20 protein-coding genes are annotated in these 22018 nt (G+C 69.9%); 5 read left to right on the top strand and 15 right to left on the bottom strand.

All coding sequences use genetic code 11. The features are described 5' to 3' along the window. Positions 1 to 23 precede the first annotated feature (23 nt). Genes ASD84_RS17020 through ASD84_RS17035 form a run of 4 tightly spaced genes read right to left on the bottom strand, consistent with a single transcriptional unit; the run spans position 24 to position 5668 of the window. Positions 24 to 1340 (bottom strand): 2-oxo acid dehydrogenase subunit E2, encoded by a 1317-nt coding sequence (locus ASD84_RS17020; RefSeq protein WP_200954624.1) that lies wholly within the window; start codon positions 1338 to 1340, stop codon positions 24 to 26. An 11-nt stretch (positions 1341 to 1351) separates the two neighbouring features. Next, on the bottom strand, positions 1352 to 4036 hold the full coding sequence (gene aceE, locus ASD84_RS17025; RefSeq protein WP_414858600.1) for a pyruvate dehydrogenase (acetyl-transferring), homodimeric type: 2685 nt from the start codon (positions 4034 to 4036) through the stop codon (positions 1352 to 1354). Positions 4037 to 4083: 47 nt separating this feature from the next. Next, a complete protein-coding gene (locus ASD84_RS17030) occupies positions 4084 to 4980 on the bottom strand; it encodes a LysR family transcriptional regulator (protein ID WP_056713024.1) in 897 nt (298 codons plus the stop codon). A 13-nt stretch (positions 4981 to 4993) separates the two neighbouring features. Further along, on the bottom strand, positions 4994 to 5668 hold the full coding sequence (locus tag ASD84_RS17035; protein ID WP_162251559.1) for a lipoyl protein ligase domain-containing protein: 675 nt from the start codon (positions 5666 to 5668) through the stop codon (positions 4994 to 4996). Between the two features lie 162 nt (positions 5669 to 5830). Here ASD84_RS17035 and ASD84_RS17040 point away from each other — a divergent pair, with 162 nt between their 5' ends. Continuing rightward, positions 5831 to 6022: a CsbD family protein gene (locus tag ASD84_RS17040; RefSeq protein WP_056714775.1), complete on the top strand. Its 192-nt coding sequence runs from the start codon at positions 5831 to 5833 to the stop codon at positions 6020 to 6022. Between the two features lie 94 nt (positions 6023 to 6116). Here the strand turns inward: ASD84_RS17040 and ASD84_RS17045 are convergent, their stop codons facing one another. Then, positions 6117 to 6674 (bottom strand): hemerythrin domain-containing protein, encoded by a 558-nt coding sequence (locus tag ASD84_RS17045; RefSeq protein ID WP_056713028.1) that lies wholly within the window; start codon positions 6672 to 6674, stop codon positions 6117 to 6119. Between the two features lie 71 nt (positions 6675 to 6745). Here ASD84_RS17045 and ASD84_RS17050 point away from each other — a divergent pair, with 71 nt between their 5' ends. Continuing rightward, positions 6746 to 8881, top strand: coding sequence for an MMPL family transporter (locus tag ASD84_RS17050; RefSeq protein WP_156392061.1), 2136 nt, complete (start codon positions 6746 to 6748; stop codon positions 8879 to 8881). A gap of 14 nt (positions 8882 to 8895) precedes the next feature. Here ASD84_RS17050 and ASD84_RS17055 read toward each other — a convergent pair whose 3' ends face one another. Then, positions 8896 to 10968: a carboxypeptidase regulatory-like domain-containing protein gene (locus ASD84_RS17055; RefSeq protein ID WP_056713030.1), complete on the bottom strand. Its 2073-nt coding sequence runs from the start codon at positions 10966 to 10968 to the stop codon at positions 8896 to 8898. A gap of 206 nt (positions 10969 to 11174) precedes the next feature. On the opposite strand from ASD84_RS17055, the gene ASD84_RS17060 reads away from it, so the two are divergent. From ASD84_RS17060 to ASD84_RS17070, 3 genes are all read left to right on the top strand, one after another. Beyond that, the gene (locus tag ASD84_RS17060; RefSeq protein ID WP_056713031.1) at positions 11175 to 11987 is read left to right on the top strand and encodes an alpha/beta fold hydrolase; all 813 of its coding nucleotides are present in this window, start codon (positions 11175 to 11177) and stop codon (positions 11985 to 11987) included. A 37-nt stretch (positions 11988 to 12024) separates the two neighbouring features. After that, positions 12025 to 12465 carry a YiiD C-terminal domain-containing protein gene (locus tag ASD84_RS17065; protein WP_056713043.1) on the top strand — a complete coding sequence of 147 codons (441 nt, stop codon included), beginning with the start codon at positions 12025 to 12027 and terminating at the stop codon, positions 12463 to 12465. Between the two features lie 140 nt (positions 12466 to 12605). Further along, the gene (locus ASD84_RS17070) at positions 12606 to 14177 is read left to right on the top strand and encodes a GAF domain-containing sensor histidine kinase (protein WP_156392063.1); all 1572 of its coding nucleotides are present in this window, start codon (positions 12606 to 12608) and stop codon (positions 14175 to 14177) included. On the opposite strand, the gene ASD84_RS17075 is transcribed toward ASD84_RS17070, so the two are convergent. The 9 genes from ASD84_RS17075 to ASD84_RS17115 form a co-directional block, all read right to left on the bottom strand. After that, positions 14158 to 14463 (bottom strand): hypothetical protein, encoded by a 306-nt coding sequence (locus tag ASD84_RS17075; protein ID WP_056713051.1) that lies wholly within the window; start codon positions 14461 to 14463, stop codon positions 14158 to 14160. The two genes, ASD84_RS17070 and ASD84_RS17075, sit on opposite strands and share 20 nt — an antisense overlap. Then, positions 14463 to 16538 (bottom strand): flagellar biosynthesis protein FlhA, encoded by a 2076-nt coding sequence (gene flhA / locus ASD84_RS17080; RefSeq protein WP_200954625.1) that lies wholly within the window; start codon positions 16536 to 16538, stop codon positions 14463 to 14465. Before flhA ends, ASD84_RS17075 begins: the two co-directional genes overlap by 1 nt. Before the next feature lie 143 nt (positions 16539 to 16681). Further along, positions 16682 to 17812, bottom strand: a complete 1131-nt coding sequence (locus ASD84_RS17085) for a flagellar biosynthesis protein FlhB (protein ID WP_056713055.1) — start codon at positions 17810 to 17812, stop codon at positions 16682 to 16684. 19 nt (positions 17813 to 17831) lie between these two features. Next, complete coding sequence (locus ASD84_RS17090) at positions 17832 to 18599, bottom strand: flagellar biosynthetic protein FliR (RefSeq protein WP_056713057.1); 768 nt, start codon at positions 18597 to 18599, stop codon at positions 17832 to 17834. 9 nt (positions 18600 to 18608) lie between these two features. Beyond that, entirely contained in the window at positions 18609 to 18878 is a 270-nt protein-coding gene (gene fliQ, locus ASD84_RS17095; RefSeq protein ID WP_056713059.1) for a flagellar biosynthesis protein FliQ, read from the bottom strand. 10 nt (positions 18879 to 18888) lie between these two features. After that, positions 18889 to 19701: a flagellar type III secretion system pore protein FliP gene (fliP, locus tag ASD84_RS17100; protein WP_056713061.1), complete on the bottom strand. Its 813-nt coding sequence runs from the start codon at positions 19699 to 19701 to the stop codon at positions 18889 to 18891. After that, positions 19698 to 20210, bottom strand: coding sequence for a FliO/MopB family protein (locus ASD84_RS17105; RefSeq protein WP_056713063.1), 513 nt, complete (start codon positions 20208 to 20210; stop codon positions 19698 to 19700). Before ASD84_RS17105 ends, fliP begins: the two co-directional genes overlap by 4 nt. A 4-nt stretch (positions 20211 to 20214) precedes the next feature. Next, the gene (gene fliN / locus ASD84_RS17110; protein WP_056713065.1) at positions 20215 to 21027 is read right to left on the bottom strand and encodes a flagellar motor switch protein FliN; all 813 of its coding nucleotides are present in this window, start codon (positions 21025 to 21027) and stop codon (positions 20215 to 20217) included. Next, positions 21024 to 21950: a flagellar motor switch protein FliM gene (locus tag ASD84_RS17115; protein ID WP_056713067.1), complete on the bottom strand. Its 927-nt coding sequence runs from the start codon at positions 21948 to 21950 to the stop codon at positions 21024 to 21026. Before ASD84_RS17115 ends, fliN begins: the two co-directional genes overlap by 4 nt. Positions 21951 to 22018: the final 68 nt, after the last annotated feature.

The raw sequence follows: 22018 nt of genomic DNA on the forward strand, positions 1-22018 counted from the left end.
TCCCTGAGTCAGCCCGACCGAAGTCAGAGCGAGAGGCGTCGTACGTCGGCAGCCAGGTGGGCGAGGTGGGCGGTGAAGCGGGCGGCCAGCGCACCATCGATGACGCGGTGGTCGTAGGACAGGCAGAGCGGCAGCATCAGGCGCGGGACGAAGGTCTCGCCGTCCCACACGGGTGCTGTCTTCGACCGTACGACACCGAGGATGGCGACCTCGGGTGCGTTGACGATCGGCGTGAACGCCGTACCCCCGATGCCACCGAGGCTGCTGATCGTGAAGGTCGCGCCCTGCATGTCGGTGGCGGCGAGCTTTCCGTCGCGCGCCTTGGCCGAGAGCTCGCCGAGGTCGCTGCTCAGCTCGAGGATGCCCTTCCGGTCGACGTCGCGCACCACCGGCACGACCAGGCCGTCGGGGGTGTCGACGGCGACGCCGACGTTGACGTAGTCCTTGAGGACCAGGTCCTCACCCGACAGCGAGCTGTTGAGCTCGGGGAACTTCCGCAGGCTGGCGGCCGCTGCCTTGAGCAGGAAGCTCAGCAGCGTCACGCGGTACCCGTCTGCCTTCGCGGCGGTGTCGAGCTCGCGTCGGTAGACGTCGAGGTCGGTGATGTCGGCCTCGTCGTTGTGGGTGACGTGCGGGACGTTGAGCCAGGACCGGTGCAGGTGCGCCCCGGAGAGCTTCTTGATCCGGGAGAGGGGGACCCTGCGGACCGGACCGAACTTGGCGAAGTCGACCTCGGGGATCGGTGGGATGCCGGAGCCGCCCGCGACCGCCCCCGCGCTGGCGGTACCGGCGTTGGTGCCGGCGTTGGTGCCGGTGCCTGCGTGGTGGGCGAGCAGGTCCTGCTTGGTGATCCGGCCCTTGGTGCCGCTGCCCGTCAGGGTCGCGAGGTCGACCTCGAGCTCCCGGGCGAGGCGGCGGACGAGCGGAGTGGCCCGGAGGCCACCCTCGACGGGCTCCTCGGCGACTGCGGCCACCTCGACCGCTTCCGGTACGACGGCCGACGCCGCCTCGGGTACGACGTCGGGTACGACGTCGGGTACGACGGCCGGTGCGTCAGCCGTTGCAGCGGCTGGAGCGGCCGCGCTCTCGGCGATCGCGATGACCGTGCCCTGGCTGACCTTGTCGCCGATCGTGACCGAGACGGACACGATCGTGCCGTCGATCGGGGAGGGGACCTCGAGCGTCGCCTTGTCGGTCTCGAGGGTGATGAGCGGGTCCTCGGCACGGACGACCGTGCCGGGCGCGACGAGCACCTCGATCACGGGGACGTCGGTGAAGTCGCCGATGTCAGGGACGCGAATTTCCACGGTGCTCTCCATCAGTCCGGGCAGTCCAGCCATCAGTTCAGTCCTCACGCGTACGCCGGGTCGAGCCGGTCGGGGTCGATGCCGTACTTCTCGATCGCCTCGGCGACGACGGCGGGGGTGACGGTGCCCTCGGTGGCGAGGCGGCGCAGGGCGGTGACGGCGATGAAGTGCCGGTCCACCTCGAAGTGGCGGCGCAGATTGCGGCGGTAGTCGGAGCGGCCAAAGCCGTCGGTGCCGAGCGCGGTGTAGTCGCCCGGGACGAAGGCGCGGATCTGGTCGGCGTACGACTTCATGTAGTCGGTGGCCGCGACCACCGGGCCGCTGACCGCGCTCAGGCACTGCTCGACGTACGACGTGCGCGGCTCCTCGAGCGGGTGCAGGGTGTTCCACCGCTCGGTGGCGAGGCCGTCGCGGCGCAGCTCGGTGAAGCTGGGCACGCTCCACACATCGGCCTTGATCTTGAAGTCCGCGGCCAGCAGGTCGGCTGCGGCGAGGACCTCGCGCAGGATGGTGCCCGAGCCGAGCAGGTTGACCTTGGCGGCGCCGCGGCCCTTGCCCGGCTGCAGCCGGTACATCCCCTTGACGATGCCCTCGGTGACGCCCTCGGGCATCGGCGGGTGCTCGTAGTTCTCGTTCATCAGGGTCAGGTAGTAGAAGACGTCCTCCTGGTCGGCGTACATCCGACGCATCCCGTCGGCGACGATGACCGCCACCTCGAAGGCGTACGTCGGGTCATAGGCGACGCAGTTGGGGATGGTCGCTGCCTGCAGGTGGCTGTGGCCGTCCTCGTGCTGCAGTCCCTCACCGTTGAGTGTGGTCCGGCCGGCGGTGCCGCCGAGGAGGAACCCGCGGGCGCGCATGTCGCCGGCGGCCCAGGCGAGGTCGCCGATGCGCTGGAAGCCGAACATCGAGTAGTAGATGTAGAACGGGATCATCGGGGTGTCATTGCTGGAGTACGACGTGGCGGCCGCGATCCACGACGACATCGCACCGGCCTCGTTGATGCCCTCCTGGAGGATCTGCCCGCTGGCGTCCTCCTTGTAGAACATCAGCTGGTCGGCGTCCTCGGGCGTGTAGAGCTGGCCGCTCTGCGAGAAGATCCCGACCTGGCGGAACAGGCCTTCCATGCCGAAGGTGCGCGCCTCGTCGGGGACGATCGGCACGACCCGCTTGCCGACCTCGGGGTCGCGCAGCAGCTTGGTGAGGATCTGGACGAACGCCATCGTCGTGGAGATCGCGCGACCGTTCGACCCGGCGACCTGGGCGGCGAACGCCTCGACACCGGGGACGGCCAGGGCCTGCGACGTACGACGCCGCTCGGGCAGGTATCCGCCGAGCTCCTTGCGTCGGGCGTGGAGGTAGGTGTGCTCGGCGGATCCCTCGTCGAAGGACACGTAAGGGAGGTCGTCGAGGTGCTCGTCGGCGACCGGGATCGCGAAGCGGTCGCGGAACGCCTTCAGCGCGGGGTCGGAGACCTTCTTCGCCTGGTGGCTGATGTTCTGGCCCTCGCCGGCCGCGCCCAGGCCGTAGCCCTTGACGGTCTTGGCGAGCACGACGGTCGGTGAGCCCTTGTGCGCGTTGGCCGCGGCGTAGGCGGCGTAGACCTTCTGCGGGTCGTGGCCGCCGCGGGTCAGGCGCCAGATCTCGTCGTCGCTCCAGCCCGCGACCATCTGCGCGAGGTCGGGGTCCGCACCGAAGAAGTGCTCGCGGACGTAGGCGCCGTCCTTGGACTTGTACGTCTGGTACTCGCCGTCGACGCACTCCATCATCCGCCGCTTGAGCGCACCCGTGGAGTCCTTGGCGAGCAGCTCGTCCCAGGTGGAGCCCCAGACCAGCTTGATCACGTTCCAGCCCGCACCGCGGAAGACGCCCTCGAGCTCCTGGATGATCTTGCCGTTGCCGCGGACGGGTCCGTCGAGGCGCTGCAGGTTGCAGTTGACGACGAAGACGAGGTTGTCGAGCTTCTCGCGCGCAGCCATCGAGATCGCGCCGAGCGACTCGGGCTCGTCGGTCTCGCCGTCGCCGAGGAAGGCCCAGACCTTGCGGCCGGCCGTGTCGGCGAGGCCGCGGGCGTGGAGGTACTTGAGGAAGCGCGCCTGGTAGATCGCCATCAGCGGCCCGAGGCCCATCGAGACCGTGGGGAACTGCCAGAAGTCCGGCATCAGCCAGGGGTGCGGGTACGACGACAGCCCGTTGCCGCCCGTCTCCTGGCGGAAGTTGTCGAGCTGGGCCTCGGTGAGCCGGCCCTCGAGGAAGGCGCGGGCGTAGATGCCGGGGGAGAGGTGGCCCTGCACGTAGACCAGGTCGCCGCCGTGACCCTCGCTGGGTGCGTGCCAGAAGTGCTGGAAGCCGACGTCGTACAACGTCGCCGCGGACTGGAAGCTGGAGAGGTGCCCGCCGAGCTCGGTGGAGTCCTTGTTGGCGCGCAGCACCATCGCGAGGGCGTTCCAGCGGATCGCGGAGCGGATCCGGTGCTCGACCGCACGGTCGCCCGGGTGGGTCGGCTCGTCGTCCGCGGCGATGGTGTTGACGTACGGCGTCGTGGCCACGAACGGCACCGGTGCTCCGAGCCGCTGTGCCTCCTCCATCACCTGGTCGAGGAGGAACTTCGTGCGCGCCTCGCCCTCGAACTCCAGGACGGCGGCGAGGGCGTCGCGCCACTCCTGTGTCTCGGCAGGGTCGATGTCGGTCATCGGTGTCCTCAGGTCTGTGGTGATGGGCATCACCATCCTCAGCGCCGGAGAGACATGCGTCCAATGCCTAGATCGGGACCTATCTATGCGTCAGTCACATGAATGAGGCGGCTCGTCCGGAGCGCGTGCTCGCGGAAGTGCTCGGACGCCGGTGGGAGGTTGCGGTCCCGGACCCAGGCGAGCCCGATCTCTCGCGAGGCACGTACGTCGGTGATCCGCAGGGAGGGGGCCGCGGGCGCGGCGCCACCCCGGGGCTCGGGCAGGAGCGCCACGCCCAGGCCCGCCGAGACCAGTCCGCGGAGGGTCTCGACCTCCTCGCCCTCGAACCCGATCAGTGGCGTGAACCCGACCTGGGCGCACAGGTCCTCGGTGACCGTGCGGAGGCTGAAGCCCGGCTTGAGGGCGATGAACTGCTCGGCGGCCACGTCGGCGAGCCGCGCGGTCCGCCGGGCGGCGAGCCGGTGGTCGGGTGGTACGACGAGGCGCAAGGGCTCCAGGAACAGGCGTCGGCTCTCCAGCGGCGCGAACTGCGGACGGTCGCCCGTGATGGCGAGGTCGACCACGCCGTTGAGCAGGTCGTCGATCAGGCCCGCGTCCCCGTGCTGGCGCAGGTCGAAGCGCACCTGGGGACGTTCGGCCCGGAACCCCCGGATCAGCTCGGGCACCAGCCAGGTCCCGAGGGTGTGCAGGAACGCGACGGGCACGAAGCCGCCGCCCGGGACGGTGATGTCCTGGACCGATCGGACCCCACGCTCGTAGGCATCCAGCGTGTCGCGGGCGTGCCGGGACAGCTCGCGGCCGGCCGGCGTCAGCACCAGACCACGCCCCACGCGCTGGAACAACGGCGTGCCCACCTCGCGCTCGAGCCGGGAGAGCGCGCGAGACACGGCGGGCTGGGTGCGGTGGGCGCGCTCGGCAGTCTCCGTCACCGTGCTGCCGTCGGCCACGGCGAGGAATGCGCGGATCGTCTCGAGGTCCATGGGATCCATGCTGTCAGTGCATGGATGTGTCGCCAACCAGCTCGCGCAGGATTGCGTCGCGCAGAGGTCCGAGGTGCGGCCCCACCCCCGTTGCCCGGTCGACCAGGTCGTCGCCCGCGAGCCTCTTGTCGGCCTCGGTCATGTCGAGCAGGTCGAGCACGTCGTACGGGTCCCACCGGTCGTAGGCGATGCACTGGAAGCGTGCTCCCGCCCGGGTCCGGCGCTGGGAGATCCCCACGAGCTTGCGCCCTCCCACCAGTACCTCGCCGGGTCCGAGAGCGGCGAAGCAGACCAGCCGTCCCCACGGCGTCTGCTCCAGTCCGCCGCGGTAGAGCTCGGTCTCCAGGCCCAGCGTCGACAGCGCCCGCTGCCACGCCTCCCCGAGCCAGTACGTCGCCTTGCGGACGTCGTCGCTCCACCGGGGATCCGTCCGCGGCACGACCACGTCCAGCCACACGGACCGGGCCGGGTCGACGAACACGGCGCCGCCTCCGCTGCGCCGTCGTACGACGTCGAGGCCGGCCGCCGCGGTGGCGTCAGCATCCGCGACCGTGTGGTCCTGGGCGCTTCCGAGCACGAGCGCGGAGTGGTCCGGTTCGAAGGACCAGACCTCGGCGGCCGCCAGGTCCTCCGGGATCGGCCGCGCGTGGAAGTCGGCGATCGACCCGGTGACGTTGCGGAGCAGCACGGTCACCGATTGTGCCCGAACCGCGGGCGGTGCCGCGCGCGTCCCCGGAAGGGGCGGATGAAGAACCTTCAGCCGGGTACTTCGTGGTCGCTGAAAGTGAACGCGACCGCCCCGGTGGCGGTCGCCACCGCCCAGCGATGGGCCGACCAGAAGGAGGAACACATGGGACTCGACGACAAGATCGGGAACAAGGCCGAGGACCTCAAGGGTCGTGCGAAGGAGGCCACGGGTTCACTCACCGATGACGAGGACCTGAAGGCCGAGGGCGAGGCCGACCAGACGAAGGCCGGCATCAAGGACAAGGTCGAGAACGTCAAGGACAAGATCCAGGACAAGGTCGACGACATCCTCTGACCCACCAGCCCACCAACCCAGCCCAGCAACGTCGCCACGGCGCGGTCCCCCTCCGGGGACCGCGCCGTGGTCGTTGTCCTGGCTGCGACGCGGCTCAGATCTCGGCCTCGTCGGCCAGCTCGTCCTTGAGCTGGGCCTTGGCCTTCGACGAAGCGCCCGCAAGGCCGATGTTGGCGGCCTGCTGCTCGAGATCGGCCTTCGTGATGTCGGCGGGCTGGTCGCCGAGGTGCTCTTCCCGCGCAGCCAGGAACGCCGCTCCGAGCTCGGCGCGGCGCGCGTCGTCGATCCGTTGGCGGATGCCCGGCAGGACCGTCGACTCCTCCTCCTCGACGTGGTGCTTCACCGCGTCGATGAGCTCCTGCAGCGCCGTCGCGAAGCCTGGCGAGTCCGGGTCTGCGGCGGCGACCTTCGCCGCCAGCTGGTCGGCCTCGAGATGCTCCTTCTGGCTGTGCTCCACGTCCTCCTCGCCGCCGGCTTCCCGTGCGGCGGGGTAGACCTCCGACTCCTCGGCGCGGCTGTGCGCCGTGAGCAGGGTGGTCATCACCGGCACCAGCGTCACCCGCTGCCCGGGATTGTTCAGGAGGGTGTCGAACAACCTCTCCAGCTCGCGGTGGTCGTTCAGGATCAGGTCAACAACGTCATGGGTGGTCATGGCTGACAGGTGCCCAGAGGCGGCCCGCGCAGACGGGTCCGGTTTCCGAGCGGGTGCACTACCGTGCCCACGTGTTCGATCGCCTCGCCCGCCTGACCTGGCGGCACCCGAAGAAGATCCTGCTGGCGGCCTTCGGCTTCGTGCTCGTCGCCGGGTTCTTCGGGCACGACGTGGAGCACCACCTCAAGGCTGCGGGGTTCACCGACCCGTCCTCCGAGAGCGAGCAGGCAGGCGACGTGCTCTCCGACGCCCTCGGCTACACGGCGCAGCCCGGACTGGTCGTCCTGCTCCGCGACCCCGACGGTGGCCCGATCGACGTGGCCTCCCCGGAGATCATCACCGAGGTCGATCGCCTCGCGGACGCGATGCGCGCATCGTCGTACGTCGGGCACGTGGTGAACCCGCTCGACGACCTCGCCGCGGCGCCCGGCCTGGTGCCGGCCGATCGCGAGTCGATCGCGCTCACCGCGCAGCTGGCGACGAGCGACCTCGAGGACAAGGGCGGCCTGGCCGACGAATCGGTGCGCAAGCACGTCACCTCCGACCTCCTCGACGTCGGGTACGGCGGCTACGCGCCCAGCTTCAACGAGGTCAACGACCAGACCCGCAAGGACCTCCAGAACGCCGAGCTGATCGCGTTCCCGCTGCTCGGGATCCTGTTGCTGATCGTCTTCCGCAGCGTGGTCGCGGCCTTCGTGCCGTTGCTGCTCGGTGCGTTGTCGATCGTCGGCACCCTGTTCGCGCTCCGCATCATGGCGAGCCTCGTCGACACCTCCCTCTTCGCGCTCAACATCGCGACGGCGCTCAGCCTGGGCCTGGCGGTCGACTACGCGCTCCTCATCGTGTCGCGACATCGCGAGGAGACCGCCGAGCACGGCTACACCGAGGAGGCGCACCGTCGTACCGTCGCCTCGGCAGGTCGTACGGCGGTGTTCTCCGGGCTCACCGTGGCCGGCGCGATGGCCGCGCTCGTGGTGATGCCGCAGCGCTTCCTCTACTCGGTCGGGGCAGCCGGCGCCGTGGTCGGCGTGCTGTCCGCTGCGATGGCCGTCATCGTCGTGCCCGCCCTGCTGGCGGTGCTCGGCCCCCGGATCAACGCGCTCTCGATCCGGCGTGGCCCGGCCGTCTCCGACACGTCGACGCGTTGGCTCCGTGTGGCGCGTGCCGTGATGAAGCGGCCGGTGCTGGTCGCCGTCGCGACGACCGTGGTCCTGCTCGCCCTCGCCGCACCGCTGCTGGGCACCCATCTCACCGGCCCGAGCGCGCAGGCGGTCCCACCGGGACAGCAGTCCTACGAGGTCAACGCGTACCTGTCCGACCACTACGACCGGGCGGTGACCGAGGGCCTGTCGCTCACGGTGGACGGCCCGGCGACCGACGGTGAGCTCGAAGCACTGCGCCAGCAGATCGCCGGGATCGACGGTGTCGCCGACACGATCCCGCCGTTCGTACGGGTCTCCGACGCCGTGGCGTACACGATCGGTGCGTTCGAGGGTCCGGCGTTGTCCGGCACCTCCCAGGATGCGCTGGCGGACGTGCGTGACATCGCCGCCCCGGCCGGCGCCCGTCTCCTGACCGCCGGGAACACCGCCAGCTTCGTGGACGAGAAGCAGAGCCTGGTCTCGAACGCGCCGCTGACGATCGGCCTGGTCGTCGTGCTCACCGTGGGGCTCCTGTTCCTGCTGACCGGGTCGGTGCTGCTGCCGCTCAAGACGCTGCTGATGAACGCGATGACCCTCGCCGCGTCGCTCGGGATCCTGGTGATCGTCTTCGAGCACAAGTTCCTGGTCGGCCTGCTCGACTACCCCGGGCCCTACGCCGTCGAGGTCACCAGCCTCGTCTTCCTGTTCGCCGTCGCGTTCGCGCTCGCCACCGACTACGCCGTCCTGGTCATGGCGCGGGTCAAGGAGCTGCGCGACGGAGGGATGTCCAACGAGGACGCCGTCGCGCACGGCGTCGCCAGGACGGGGCGGATCATCAGCGCCGCGGCCCTGATGATCGCGGTGGTGTTCGCGGCCTTCGCCGTCAGCCCGGTCTTCTTCATGAAGCAGATCGCCGTCGGCATGGCCCTCGGCGTGATCATCGACGCCACCATCGTGCGCGCCCTGCTCGTGCCGTCGCTGATGCGGCTGCTCGGCGAGGCGAACTGGTGGGCTCCCGGTCCGCTCCGCCGCCTGCACGACCGGTTCGGGCTCAAGGACGGCTGACGGGTCGACCGGCCTCAGTCGAAGTAGATCCGGACGAGGATCGAGGCCCTCGTGGCGAGGGACGAGCCGCCGTAGGTGATCCGGGCGGTCACCCAGCCCTGGCGGTTGCCGTAGATGGTCTTGAGGATCAACGACCGATTGATCAGTCCGTAGTAGAAGTGGTCGTAGTACTTGATGGAGATGGCGCCACTCGAACTCGTCAGGCCCGGCGTGATCACCCTCATCCTGAGCAGTGCGCTGATGTGCTGCGCGTTGCTCACCGCTCGGGCCAGCAGGACGGTGCGTGCCTTGATGTACCGGCTGCTGAGGGAGAGCGAGCTCCCGGTGAGGCCGGTCGCGGCATCCCGTGCCGTCACCTTGACGCTGATGCGGTCGGCAACGTCCGCCGTGACCAGTCGGTACGTCGACGCGGTCGCCCCGGCGATGGGCACGCCGTTGCGGTACCACTGGTGGGAGATGCGGTCCGGCGTGAAGTTCCAGACCGGCTTCGTCGCACTGACCACGGCGCCGTCCACCAGAATTCCGCTGATGGCAGCACGGACCGTCGCTACCTGGGCTGACACGGGGACGGGCGCCGAGTCCACGATGGCGGGCTGGTGACCCGCCAGCATCGACACCTGTCGAGCGGTGAGCTGGCAGCCGGCCGCGGACACCGGGAGGACGACGGACGGACCCGTGATGTCGAGCAGGGAACCGTTGCACAGCCACTCGAAGCGGGTGGCATCCGGCGTCGGCGTCACCGGGACGGGCTGGGTCTGCACGGTCAGGCCGGTGAGCGCCTTCCCCGTGATGACGGGCTGTCCGGTGGCGGCCAATCGGTACTCCGACCTGTGGGTGACCGTCTGCTCGGCCACCGTCAGCCCTCGGTCGGCGAGATAGTCGAGTGCTGGGCGCCCCAGGCCCTCGTTCGTCACGCTGGGGAACCAGCTGGTCACCAAGCGGTCGTGCGTGTAGCGAACCTTCACATCAGGCATCGATGTGTAGCCCAGCCCGGTGATGGACCAGTTGCCGTCGGCGTTCGTGACCGCCGATCCCTTGACGTCGGCCGTCCAGCTCGCGAAGGCCGTGACCGTGACGCCGGGGAGTGGGGTTCCGGCCGTGTCGCGGACGACGCCCGTCAGGGTGCGACCCCCCGGCACGCTGATCACGTTGCCGGCCAGCGTCTGTCCCTCGGTTGGCTCGAGGACCGCTGCGCCGGTCGCGTTCGGTGCGTTCCCGAGCCACCCGGTGCCGTACAGGTCCCAGGAAGTGAACGCATGCAGTGTGACGGTGGTCGCCGGCACGACCAGCGAGTACTCGCCGGTGGTCCAGTCGGACTCGGCCGTGGACCAGACCAGGTCCAGTCGTTCGCCGTCCTCGACCACTGTCGCGCGAACCTTCGCGTGAATGGATCCGCCGTTCATGTTGGTGGTCCGCCCCGTCACGGTTGCCGTTGCAGGCATGTCGATCGCGATGTCGGACACCTCGCTGCCGCTGCTGACCTGGATCGCCGGCGAGTTCTTCCCGTGGTACTTGTTCCCGTTGAACCGCATGACCCCGATCCAGTGCAGGCCCACGGCAATCGGAGCCTCGGTGGTGATCCGGGCGACGAACTGGCCGTCGCCGATCGTGGCGGACGTGCCGATGGGGCCGTAGGGAGCCGCCATGGTGACGACACGCAACGGTTTCGTTCCGGTGTAGGTACCGCGGATGGTGCCGGCCGGCTTCAACGTGGTCGAAGCGTCCGTGGTCCCCGTTGCCCCGATGTCGAGGATGGTGGCCGAATCCTGGGTCTCGCCGCCCCCGTACCAATGGGTGATGGTCTCCGGCGAGGTGAAGATCAGGCGGTAGCCACGGGCAAAGCCGACGTCGAACGAGTAGTGCCCGTTCGCGTCGGTCGTCGTGCCCGACCCGAACAAGGTGTCCGCTCCGTAGAGCGCAACCCTCACGCCAGCGAGGGGTGAGCCGTCGACGCTGGAGGTCACGGTGCCGGACAGGACGGCGTCAGAGGGGATCGGGTCCACGCTCGTCGCGGTGCTCGCCGGCCCGACGAGGGTCAGGAGCGAGGTGAGGGTCAGTGCGAGCAGCGTCCCGAGAAGGCGATTCACTGGAGAAGGCTATGCGGGCGCCGATGCTCCCGCTGGGGATTGCCGAGAACAGCAGGCCGCCTCCCTTCGACCCTGTGACATGGGCCACATGGATGACCTTGTCTCGAATGCTTGCGCACAGCTAGCACTTTTCTTACTGTGAGTATGCGCAACTTCGAGTTGCACCTAACTGCACGCCAGCGTCGGCGTGCGAAAGCGAGGTCAAGATGCTTGCCCACGAACGCTTCGGTTCGGGTGAACCCCTGGTCCTGGTCCACGGGATCGGCCACCGCAGGCAGGCCTGGTACCCGGTCGTCGATCGGCTGGCCGAGCACCGTGAGGTGATCATCCTCGACCTGCCCGGTCACGGTGAGTCGCCCGCGCTCGTCCCGGACGGCCGTCCCGTGCAGGAGACGCTGCGCGACATCCTGATCGACTTCTTCGACGAGCAGGGCCTCGACCGACCGCACATCGCGGGCAACTCGCTCGGTGGCCGCATCTCGCTCGAGGCGGCGGCGGACAACCTGGTCAGCAGCGCCACGACCCTTGCCCCGGCGGGGTTCTGGAACGGTGCCCTGGAGTTCGCCTACATCCGCGCCGTCTTCGTCGCACTGACCGGCGCCGCGACCCTCGCCCAGCCGATCGCCCCCGCCCTGCTGCGTACGGCGCCCGGCCGGGCCGCCGCGATGGGGCTGCTGATGACCCACGGCGGACGCCTGGACCCCGAGCTCGCCCTGGGTGACCTGCGTGGCCTCGTCGCCGCCAAGCCCGCGCTCAAGACGATCATCGACGGCGGCAAGCCGTTCGACCGGCCGATCGACCCCTCGATCCCCGTCACGGTGGCCTGGGGAACCCGTGACCTGGTGCTGCTCCCGTACCAGGCGAAGCGCGCCCGCAAGGCGCTGCCGAACGCCACCCACGTCACGCTGCCCAAGTGCGGCCACGTCCCGATGATCGATGACGTCGACCTCGTGGTCGACGTGCTCCTCAAGGGCTCGGCGCACCCGCGCCTGGGGCTTGCGACGTACGACGTCGCCTGACGTCTCCGTGATGCTCGTCGGGCACTAGGTTGGCCCGATGAGCATCGCTGAGGAGATCACCGCCAGCATCAAGGACCTCATCCCGATCGTCGCTGCGATGGGGGTCGAGGTCATCGAGGCGGAGGCGAACTCCGTCGCGGCGCGCCTTCCGAGCGCCCCCAACGTGAACCACTTCGGGACGTCGTACGCGGGATCGCTGTTCACCGTCGCCGAGCTGCTCGGCGGGGTCCTTGCGCGCACCTCGCTGGCCGCCGAGGGCGGCGTACCGCTGGTCAAGCGCGTGGAGATCGACTTCCTGCGCCCCGCCATGACCGATGTCGTCGCGCGGGCGACGCTCAGCGACGCCGAGATCGCGCGGGTCCTGGCGGAGTACGACGAACGCGGCAAGTCCGACTTCGAGCTGCTGGTCGACGTCACCGACGAGGCCGGCACGGTCGTCGCTCGCACGCGCGGGACCTACCAGCTGCGACGGTTCTGACCCGGGTCTGACCCGTTCTGACCCGGGTCTGGCTCAGGTCCGCGATTCCGATGCCGATCGGATCCGTGTCGAGCTCCGACAAAAGTAAAGAATCCCGCTAGCCTGAGGAGTCAGCGATCGCTGTGGGAGGGATCGACGCCATGGACCTCGATTTGCCGCCAGAGGCGCGCGCCCTGCTCGACGCCGTGGTGGCGATCGGCTCCGACCGGGACCTGCGCGGTGTGCTGACGCGCATCGTCGTCGCGTCGTGCGAGCTCACCGATGCGAAGTACGGCGTCCTGGGCATCGTCGACGACGACGGAGCCTTCACCGAGCTGGTGCCCAATCCCGCCGTGGCCGCGGAGTTCGCGCACATCCACGAGATGCCGACGGGGGACAGTCTGCTCGGACTGGTGCCCCGTGAACGGCGTGCGATCCGCATCGACGACGTCACCAAGCACCCGGCGGCGACGGGCAAGTATCCCGACCGGCACCCGCCCATCACCAGCTTTCTCGGCGCACCGGTGCTGGTGGACGAGCAGGCCTTCGGCCACCTCTACCTCGGCAACAAGCGTGGAGGCGTGCCCTTCACTGCGCGCGACCAGGCGCTGGTCGAGGCACTCGCCCGCGCGGCCGGCGTGATGATCGACAACGCCCGCGCCTATGAGCAGGTGGAGTGGCGCCGCCGCTGGTTGGTCGGAACCCGTGAGGTCGGCAGGGACCTGTCCGGGCGCTCCCGCGTCCAGGACGCGCTCGACGAGCTCGTCACGTCGTTGCGTGAGCTCTGCGACGCACGGGTGGTCGCCTACGTCCGCCGCGTCGACGGCCTGATCGAGGTCCTCCAGGTCGCTGGCGACGATGCCGCCATTCCTGATGTCATCGATCGGTTGAAGTCCGAGATCAACGCCGTGCTGGACACGCGGACGCCGACCCGGATCCCGGAGTCGCCCGGCAACGCGACCCTGATCGTGCCCGTGCACACCCGCCTGTCCGGCGGCGACGGGGCCATCGTCGTCGAGAAGGCGCACGAGACACCGTCGCTACGCGGCGTGATGCTGGACCTGGTCGGCGTAACCGCCCTGCAGCTCGGCCTGATCCTGGACCGCGACCAGGCCCTGCGCGACCGTGCGCAGCTGCTCGTGGCCAAGGACCGCGACCGGATCGCGCGTGACCTCCACGACCTCGTCATCCAGCGACTGTTCGCCACCGGCATGCAGCTCCAGGGCGCCCGCGAGCTGGACCCCAGTGAGCTGCGTGGCCGCGTCGACGGCGCCATCACCGATCTCGACGTCGCCATCAAGGAGCTGCGCGCCGCGATCTTCGAGCTCGCCGCGGGTCCGCGGAGACCGTTGCTCGAGGAGACCCGTGCCCTGCTCGGCGAGTACGCCGTGGTCCTGGGCTTCCAGCCGGTCCTGCGGATCACCGGTCAGGTCGACCGGGCGCTTGCGCCGGACTCCATCACGCACGTGCTCACCGCCCTGCGGGAGGCGCTCTCCAACATCGCCCGCCATGCCGACGCCTCGTCGGTCGTGGTGGAGCTGTCGGCATCGTCGGCCTGGTTCCGGCTCCGCATTGCCGACGACGGCGTCGGCTTCGACAAGGCGATCGTCACGTCGGGCCACGGCTCGGACAACCTCGCGACCCGCGCGGCCGAGCTCGGGGGTCACCTCGAGGTGACCACGGCACCTGGTGCGGGAACCACTCTGGAGTGGGTCATTCCGGTCGTGGGCTGAGCAGCGTCGCCTCGACGTCGCCACTCCCGGCGCTCCCGCCGGTCTCCGCTGCCGCGGTGTCAGGCGTCGGTCCGGCCACCACCGGCCACACAGCGCGCAGCAGCATGCTCACCGCTGTGCACGCGAGCGCCACCAGCAGGAAACGCGTCAGGGCCTGGTCGATCGTGAGCAGCCCCTGGCTGGCGCGGTACGCCGCGGGGGACGCCACGAGCGCGGCAACGAAGAGCACGCGCAGGTCGATCAGGGCCGGGGTCTCCGGAGCGGGACGGCCGCGTCGGCGGGCCATCACGCACCTGCCGCGGTGAGCGCCGGGTGGGCGCCGACGGCGCCGGTGGCACCCACGACACCGACGGAACGAACCTGGCGGGCCGCGCCCAGCTCGGAGTAGGCGAGCACGGGGAGACGATCGACCGCTGGCGCCACCAGGCGTCGTACGGCGGCGCGGAGCTGGGGTGCGCAGACCAGGACGGGCCGCAGGCCGGAGTTCTCGGCGTTCTGCGCGCTCTGCACGAGACCCAGCAGGACGCTCTGGGCCACGTCGGGGTGGAGCACGATGACGGTGCCCTGCTCGGTCGGGCGCAGGCCCTCGAGCATCTGCTGCTCGAGCACCGGGTCGAAGCTGATCGCGTGCAGCACGCCGTCCGACACGCACGACGACGCGAGGGAGGGCTCGAGCGAGGCGCGGGCCGCTTCGATGAGGCCGTCGAGGTCCTTGGACGCAGCCGCCCGGATGGAGAGCGCCTCGAAGATCCGCACCAGGTCGCGGATCGGGATCCGCTCGTCGAGGAGTGCCCGCAGGACGCGCTGCACCTCGCCCAGCGGAAGCTGCACCGGGGTGAGCTCCTCGATGACGACGGGATGGGAGCGCTTGACGATGTCGGTGAGCAGGCGGACGTCCTCGCGGCCGAGCAGCCGGCTCGCGTGCTGGTGCACGACCTCGGAGAGATGGGTCGTGACGACCGAGGCGCGGTCCACGACCGTGGCACCGCCGATCTCGGCCTGGTGCCGCAGCTCGGCCGGGATCCACTTGGCCTCCAGCCCGAAGACCGGCTCCTGGGTGGGCATTCCGGGCAGCGACGAGAGGTGGTCGCCGATGGCCAGCACCGTGCCACGAGGCGCCTCGCCGCGGGCCACCTCGGCGCCGTACAACGTGATGGCATAGGTGTTCGGCGGCAGCTCGAGGTTGTCGCGGGTGCGGACCGGCGGGATGACGATGCCGAGCTCGCCCGCCACCTTCCGGCGCAGGGCCTTGACGCGGTCGAGCAGGTCGCCGCCGGCGCGGGCATCGACCAGGTCGATCAGGTCGGCGGACAGCTCGAGGCCGAGCGGGTCGACGCGGATCTCGGCGGCCAGGGCTTCGGGTGAGTCGGGTGCCTCGACGAGCTCGCCAGTCGCCGTACCCGCCGCAGCGGCGGCCTCGGCGGCGACTGCGTCCTCGTCGATCCGGCTGGCAGCGACGAGGAAGAGGCCGCCGACGAGCAGGAACGGCAGCTTGGGCAGGCCGGGGATCAGGCACATGCCCAGGGCCCCGAATCCTGCGACCCGGAGCGGCATCTTGCGGGCGAACATCTGGCCGACGATGTCCGAGCCCATGTCGGAGTCGGCGACCGAGCGCGTGACGATCAGGCCGGTGGCCACCGACAGCAGCAGGGCCGGGACCTGCGAGACCAGGCCGTCACCGATGGAGAGCAGCGAGTACGTCTGGATCGCCTCGCTGAACGGCATGCCGTTCTGGGCGACGCCGATCGCGAAGCCACCGAGCAGGTTCACCAGGGTGATGATGATGGCGGCGACGGCGTCGCCCTTCACGAACTTCGACGCACCGTCCATCGCACCGTGGAAGTCCGCCTCGGCATGGACCTCGGCTCGTCGCCGCCGCGCCTCGTCCTCGTCGATGAGGCCCGAGTTGAGGTCGGCGTCGATCGCCATCTGCTTGCCGGGCATGGCGTCGAGCGCGAACCGGGCACCGACCTCGGCGACGCGACCGGCGCCGTTGGTGATCACGATGAACTGGATGACCAGCAGGATCGAGAAGACGATGAGCCCGACGATCAGCGAGCCGCCGACGACGAAGTGCCCGAAGGTGTCGATCACCTTGCCGGCGTACCCGTCGACGAGCACCAGCCGGGTCGCGCTGACGTTGAGCGCCAGCCGGAACAGGGTCATCACCAGGATCACCGAGGGGAACGCGGCGAACTCCAGCGGCTTGTGGATGAACATCGCCACCATCAGCACCAGCAGGGCGCCGGTGATGTTGAGCGCGATCAGCACGTCGAGGAGCATCGCCGGCAGCGGCACCACGAGCATCACGACGATCATCACGATGCCGAGCGGGACGCCGAGCTTCGTCAGCGACTTCATGTCCATGGGGTGGATCAGCCTCTCGCGGGTCGACCGGGGTCGACAGCCGAGCGCCGTCCGTGGCACTGCAATGGGGACGCCGTCCTGGCGTCGTACGCCTCATCGGCAGAAGGATCCGGTGGTTGAGCGGTTCGTGCATCCGCTCAGGGATGGAGCGCCCGCCGCCGCCGGGCAGCGTTGAGCACCTCGGGCAGCTCGTCGGTGTGACGAGGGGTGCGGTGCTGTCCGCCGTGCTGACCGGCGTTGCGGCGACTGAGCACGAAGGCCAGCACCTGCGCGACCGCGGCCCAGAGCTCGCGCGGGATCTCCTGGCCGACCTCGCAGCTGCGGTAGATCGCCCGCGCGAGGGTGACGTCCTGCACGAGGGGGACACGCTCCTCGGTGGCCCGCTCGCGGATCTTCGCGGCAATGGCGCCGGCTCCGCGGGCCACCACCCGCGGCGCGCCGCGCGAGGGGTCGTAGCGCAGGGCGACGGCGACGTGGGTCGGGTTGACCAGGATCACGTCGGCGGTGGCGACGTCAGCCATCATCCGGTTGCGCGCGGCGGCCAGCTGGCGGCTGCGCATCGCACTCTTGATCATCGGGTCGCCCTCGGCCTGCTTGTGCTCCTGCTTGATCTCGCTGTGGCTCATCCGGGTCTGCTTGCCGATCCGGCGCCGCATCATCGCGTAGTCGGCGGCCGCCATGCCCAGACCGGCGACGGCGACGCTGAGGATCAGATGGGACACCTCGTCGGCCAACAGTCCCAGCACGGTTTCGATCGGCAGTACGTCGCCGACGAGCGGCATCATCGAGCGCACCGCGCCGTAGGCGAGGAAGGCCACCACACTGCTCTTGCCCAGCACCTTCACGCCCTCCCACAACGCGTGCGGGCCGAACGCCCGCTTCGCGCCCTTGATCGGGTCGAGCTTCTTGGCGTCCGGCTTGACCAGCTTGGGGGAGAGGTAGAAACCACCTTGCGCCAGCGCTGACACGACGCCGACCACGAGCACCATCGAGCCGAGGATCACCAGGGTGACCAGGACGTGCTGGGCCGCGTCGGCGAGCAGGTCGAGGGCGAGCGGGATCGAGGGGTCCTCGGTCGCCTTCAGGTGGACCGACATCATGGTCCGGATCGCGTTGAGCTCCTTGTCCAGCAGCGGACCCATCGCGAGCGTCACGACAAGGAGGGCCGCCCAGCCGCCCAGCTCGGGGGTCCGGGGGACCTGGCCATCCTTCTTCGCCTGCTTCTTGCGCTTCGGGGTGGGTTTCTCGGTCTTCTCCTCGCTGCTCATGGGGTGCTCATCGGGGTGGTCATGCTGCTCCCGCCATCGAGGCCATCGCCTCGTTCGCCAGCTCGACCAGGTGGTCGACGGCGCCGGGGAGCATCGGGAACGACAGGCCGAGCAGCAGCAGGGTGAGCCCCACCTTGGCCGGGAACATCACGTTGAGGGCGTTGAGCTGCGGCGCGACCTTGGTCAGCAGCGCGAGCGCGAGGTCGGCGACGAACAACACCGCGATCATCGGCAGCGCCATCTGCACGGCGACGGTGAAGAACATCGAGAACGCCGTCACCAGCACCGAATCCCAGTTCGACATGTCCGGCATGCTGTTCAGCGGCAGGTACTTGAACGTGCTGAGCAGGCCGCCGATCACCAGCAGGTGGCCGCCCGAGGCCATCAGCAAGATGGTGGCGAGCATCTGGTGGAACCGCCCGAAGACCGTGTTCATGTTCATCCCGAGCGGGTCCCACGCCGAGGCGAGGGCGAACCCGCCGAACAGGTCGATCAGGGAGCCGGCCGCGCCGATCGCCGAGAACAGCAGCATCGTCACGTAGCCCATCGCCAGGCCGATCAGCGCCTGCGACGCGGTCGCGACGAGGAGTCCTGGCGTCGTACTGGGGAGGGCCTCGGTCGCCAGGGTCGGTGCCATCGACAGCGACAGGCCCAGCGCCAGGATCACCTTCGCCATCGACGGGATGCCCCGCGTCGAGAACGGCGGTACGACGATGAGCCACGTCGCCACGCGCACGGAAGCGAGCAGCAGCGCGGTCAGCTGGGCACCGTCGACGGTCAGGATCACGGCGCGCTGCTAGACGAGGAGACCGGGGATGAGGTCGAAGAGCTCCTGGGTGAAGGCGATCAGCGTGTGCAGCATCCAGTTGCCGCAGAACAGCAGGGCCAGGCCGACCCCGACGAGCTTCGGCACGAAGGAGAGCGTGAACTCCTGGATCTGGGTCATCGACTGGAAGAGCGAGATCACGAAGCCGATCGCGAGCGCGGTCGCGAGGATCGGTGCCGACAGCTTGAGGGCCACCAGCATCGTCTTGAGGGCGATCTCGATGATCGCGGTGTCGGTCATGGCGGCGTACCTAACCTGTTCCGTAGGACGCGACGAGGGACTTGATGACCAGCGCCCAGCCGTCGACCATCACGAACAGCAGCAGCTTGAAGGGGAGTGACACCATCACCGGCGGCATCATCATCATGCCGAGGCTCATCAGCGCCCCGCTGACGACGATGTCGATCACCAGGAACGGGATGAAGATGATGAACCCGATGATGAAGGCGTCCTTGAGCTCGGACAGCACGAACGCCGGGATCAGGGTGGCGGTCGAGACGTCGTCGCGGTTGTCCGGGAGATCACGGTCGGCCACGCTGGTCAGCAGCATCAGCTCGTCGTCGCCGGTGTTGTCGAGCATGAACGCCCGCAGCGGCTCCATCCCGTCGTGGAACGCCTCGGACGTGTTCTTGTCGCCGTCGAGATAGGGCTGCACGCCATCGTCGTTGATCTGCCCCAGCACCGGCGCCATGATGAACAGGCTCAGGAACAGGGCGAGTCCCGCCAACACCTGGTTGTTCGGTGTCTGCTGGAGGCCGAGCGCGTTGCGGGTCAGGCCCAGCACCACGAGGATCTTCGTGAAGCTGGTGCAGGTCAGCATGATCGCCGGCAGCAGGCTGACCAGGGTCAGGGCGAGGAAGACGACCAGGCTGTTGCTGGGCTTGTCCGTCATCCCGGTCAGGTCGATCTGGACCGAGCCACCGCTGCCCGGACCACCCGGTCCGTCCGGGCCGACGGGCTCGCTCGACAGGGTCATCGGCAGGGCCAGGGCCGTGCTCGGGGCAAGGAGGACCAGGCCGATCGTCCCCACCAACAGGATGATCAGCCGACGCAGGGCGGTCATGACGCGCGCCGTCGAGGGGGTACGACGCCCGGGGGCTCACCAGCGGCGCCGCCGGTGAAGGCGGCGAGGGTCTGCTTCCACGTCTGCGGCGAGAGCACCGATCCGGCGAGGGCGCCGGTGGGCGCCGTCACCAGCTTCCGGGCCGGGTTCTCTGTCGGAGCGGAGTCGATGCGCCGGTGCCGTGCCGGTGCGGAGTCCACGGACTCGGCGAACTCGGCCGCGTCGGGCGCGAGGTCGAGGCCGATCTCGTCCGGCTCCACCTCGGCCAGCAGGGTGACCTGCTGCTCGGTGGTGCCGATGACCAGCACCCGGGTGCCGATCGAGACCACCGCGACGCCCATGCCGCGACCCAGCGCCTGGCGGTGCACGACCTGGATCGCCGCACCGGAGGGTGCCTTGAACCGGCGGTTCACCGTGCGGGCGATCAGCAGCATCAGCCCGACGACGACCGCGAGGGAGCCGACCAGCCGGACGGCCAGCTCTCCGATGCTTGCTTCTCCGCCGGACATGGACTCAGACCGCTGCCGAGGCGTCGACGATCTCGGTGACCCGCAGGCCGAAGTCCTCGTCGACCACGACGACCTCGCCGCGGGCGACCAGTCGACCGTTGACGAGCAGGTCCGCAGGACTGCCGGCCGCACGGTCGAGCTCGAGGACGGCACCGGGGGTCAGGGCGAGCAGGTCGCGGACGGTCATCCGGGTGCGGCCGAGCTCGACCGTCACCTCCATGTCCACGCCGTGGAGCAGCTCCAGTCCGCGCGGGGGCAGGGCCGCCGTACCGAACGCCGGGACGAAGGGGGCGTCGACGGTCGCGGCGATGGCAGCGGGGGCGTCGTTGCCGAGCATCGCCGAGAGGTCGTCGTCTGCCGTCAGCGGCTCGCGGGCTCCGGCGAGGGTGGCGTCGGGGACCAGCACCGCTGCTGCGATGCCGAGGCCGATGAGGGGGACGGTGCTGAAGGCGGCGCCGAGCTCGGTCGTGATGTCGAAGCCGTCGGCGTCCAGGTCGAGGGTGCGGGCGCTCCTGGCCCGAGCGCCCAGGCGGAGCGCGGCCGCGTCGATCGCCGGCTGGATCGCTGCCGCGACGTCGAGACCGCCGAGCGGGCTGGACGCGAGCGCGTCGACCAGCTCCTTGCCGATCAGGATGGCCACCGAGCCGGGCACCCCGCCGTCGAGGTCGGCGATCGCGCCGCCGGCGAAGGCAGCCGTGACGTGGGGCGAGCCGGGCTGGACCGGGCCGAGGGTCAGCGGGGTGACGGCCGGCAGCGACTGCGCTGCGGCTTCCGCCACCGCCTGGGCCAGGTCGGTCGGGTCGGGTGCGGTGGTCATGAGTTCTCCTCGGGCGTGGTGACGATGAGGGCGGCCAGGCGCTGGCCGCGAGCACCGGGGGTGGCGTGGGCGAAGGTGTTGCCGGCCACCGTGACGTCGAGCGGCGCCGAGGCAGGGTGGTTGAGCCGGACCACCGACCCGGGCTTCAGGGCGGCGAGGAACTCCGGGTCGAGGGTGATCGGCCGGAACCGGACGGACACGGCGACGGGCACCCGGTTGAACTGCTCGTGCAGGAGCTGCGACGACTCGGCGCGCTGGGCGCGTTCCCGGTCGGAGACCGCACCGCTGCCGGAGGCGTTGGCCAGGTGCGGCAGCAGTCCGGAGAACGGCAGGCAGATCGACATCCGGTGCGCCCGCTCGCCGATCCTCAGGTCGAGGCTCACCACGACCATCACGTCGGCCGCGCTGGCCGCCTGGGCGAACTGGGGGCTGTACTCGTTGCCCGTGATGGTCGGGTCGAGGACCACGATGCCGTCGAGGGAGTAGCGCATCTCGCTGAGCAGGCGCTCGACCAGCCCGCGGATCACGCCGTCCTCGATCTCGGTCAGCGGCCGGTCGGGCTGCTCGTCGGAGCCCGGCCCGCCGAGCATGTGGTCGATGCACGACATGGTCGCGAACAGCGGGATCTCCAGCACGCCCGTGCCCGGCATCGGATCGGCCGAGAACAGGGTCAGGTACGTCGACGGGCCGAGGCTGTCGACGTACTCCGCATAGGTGCGCTGGTCGATGCCGACGAGGGTCACCGAGCAGACGGTGCGCAGCGAGCTGGTGAAGACGGTGGTCGCCTGGCGCGCGAACCCGTCGAAGCCGAGCTGCAGGGTGCGCTGGTGCTCACGCGAGAGCTGGATCGGTCGCCGGAAGTCGTACGGCGTCGGGTCGGCCGTACGAGCACGGCGGCGGGGCCGCTGCGGAGCGAGGGTCACGGATGGCCCATCGTCGGCGCGACCGGTGACCTGAGGGGTCGCGGCAACGCCGTGCGGCCACGACTGTG

The organism is Nocardioides sp. Root682, assembly GCF_001427795.1.
Taxonomy (GTDB): Bacteria; Actinomycetota; Actinomycetes; order Propionibacteriales; family Nocardioidaceae; genus Nocardioides.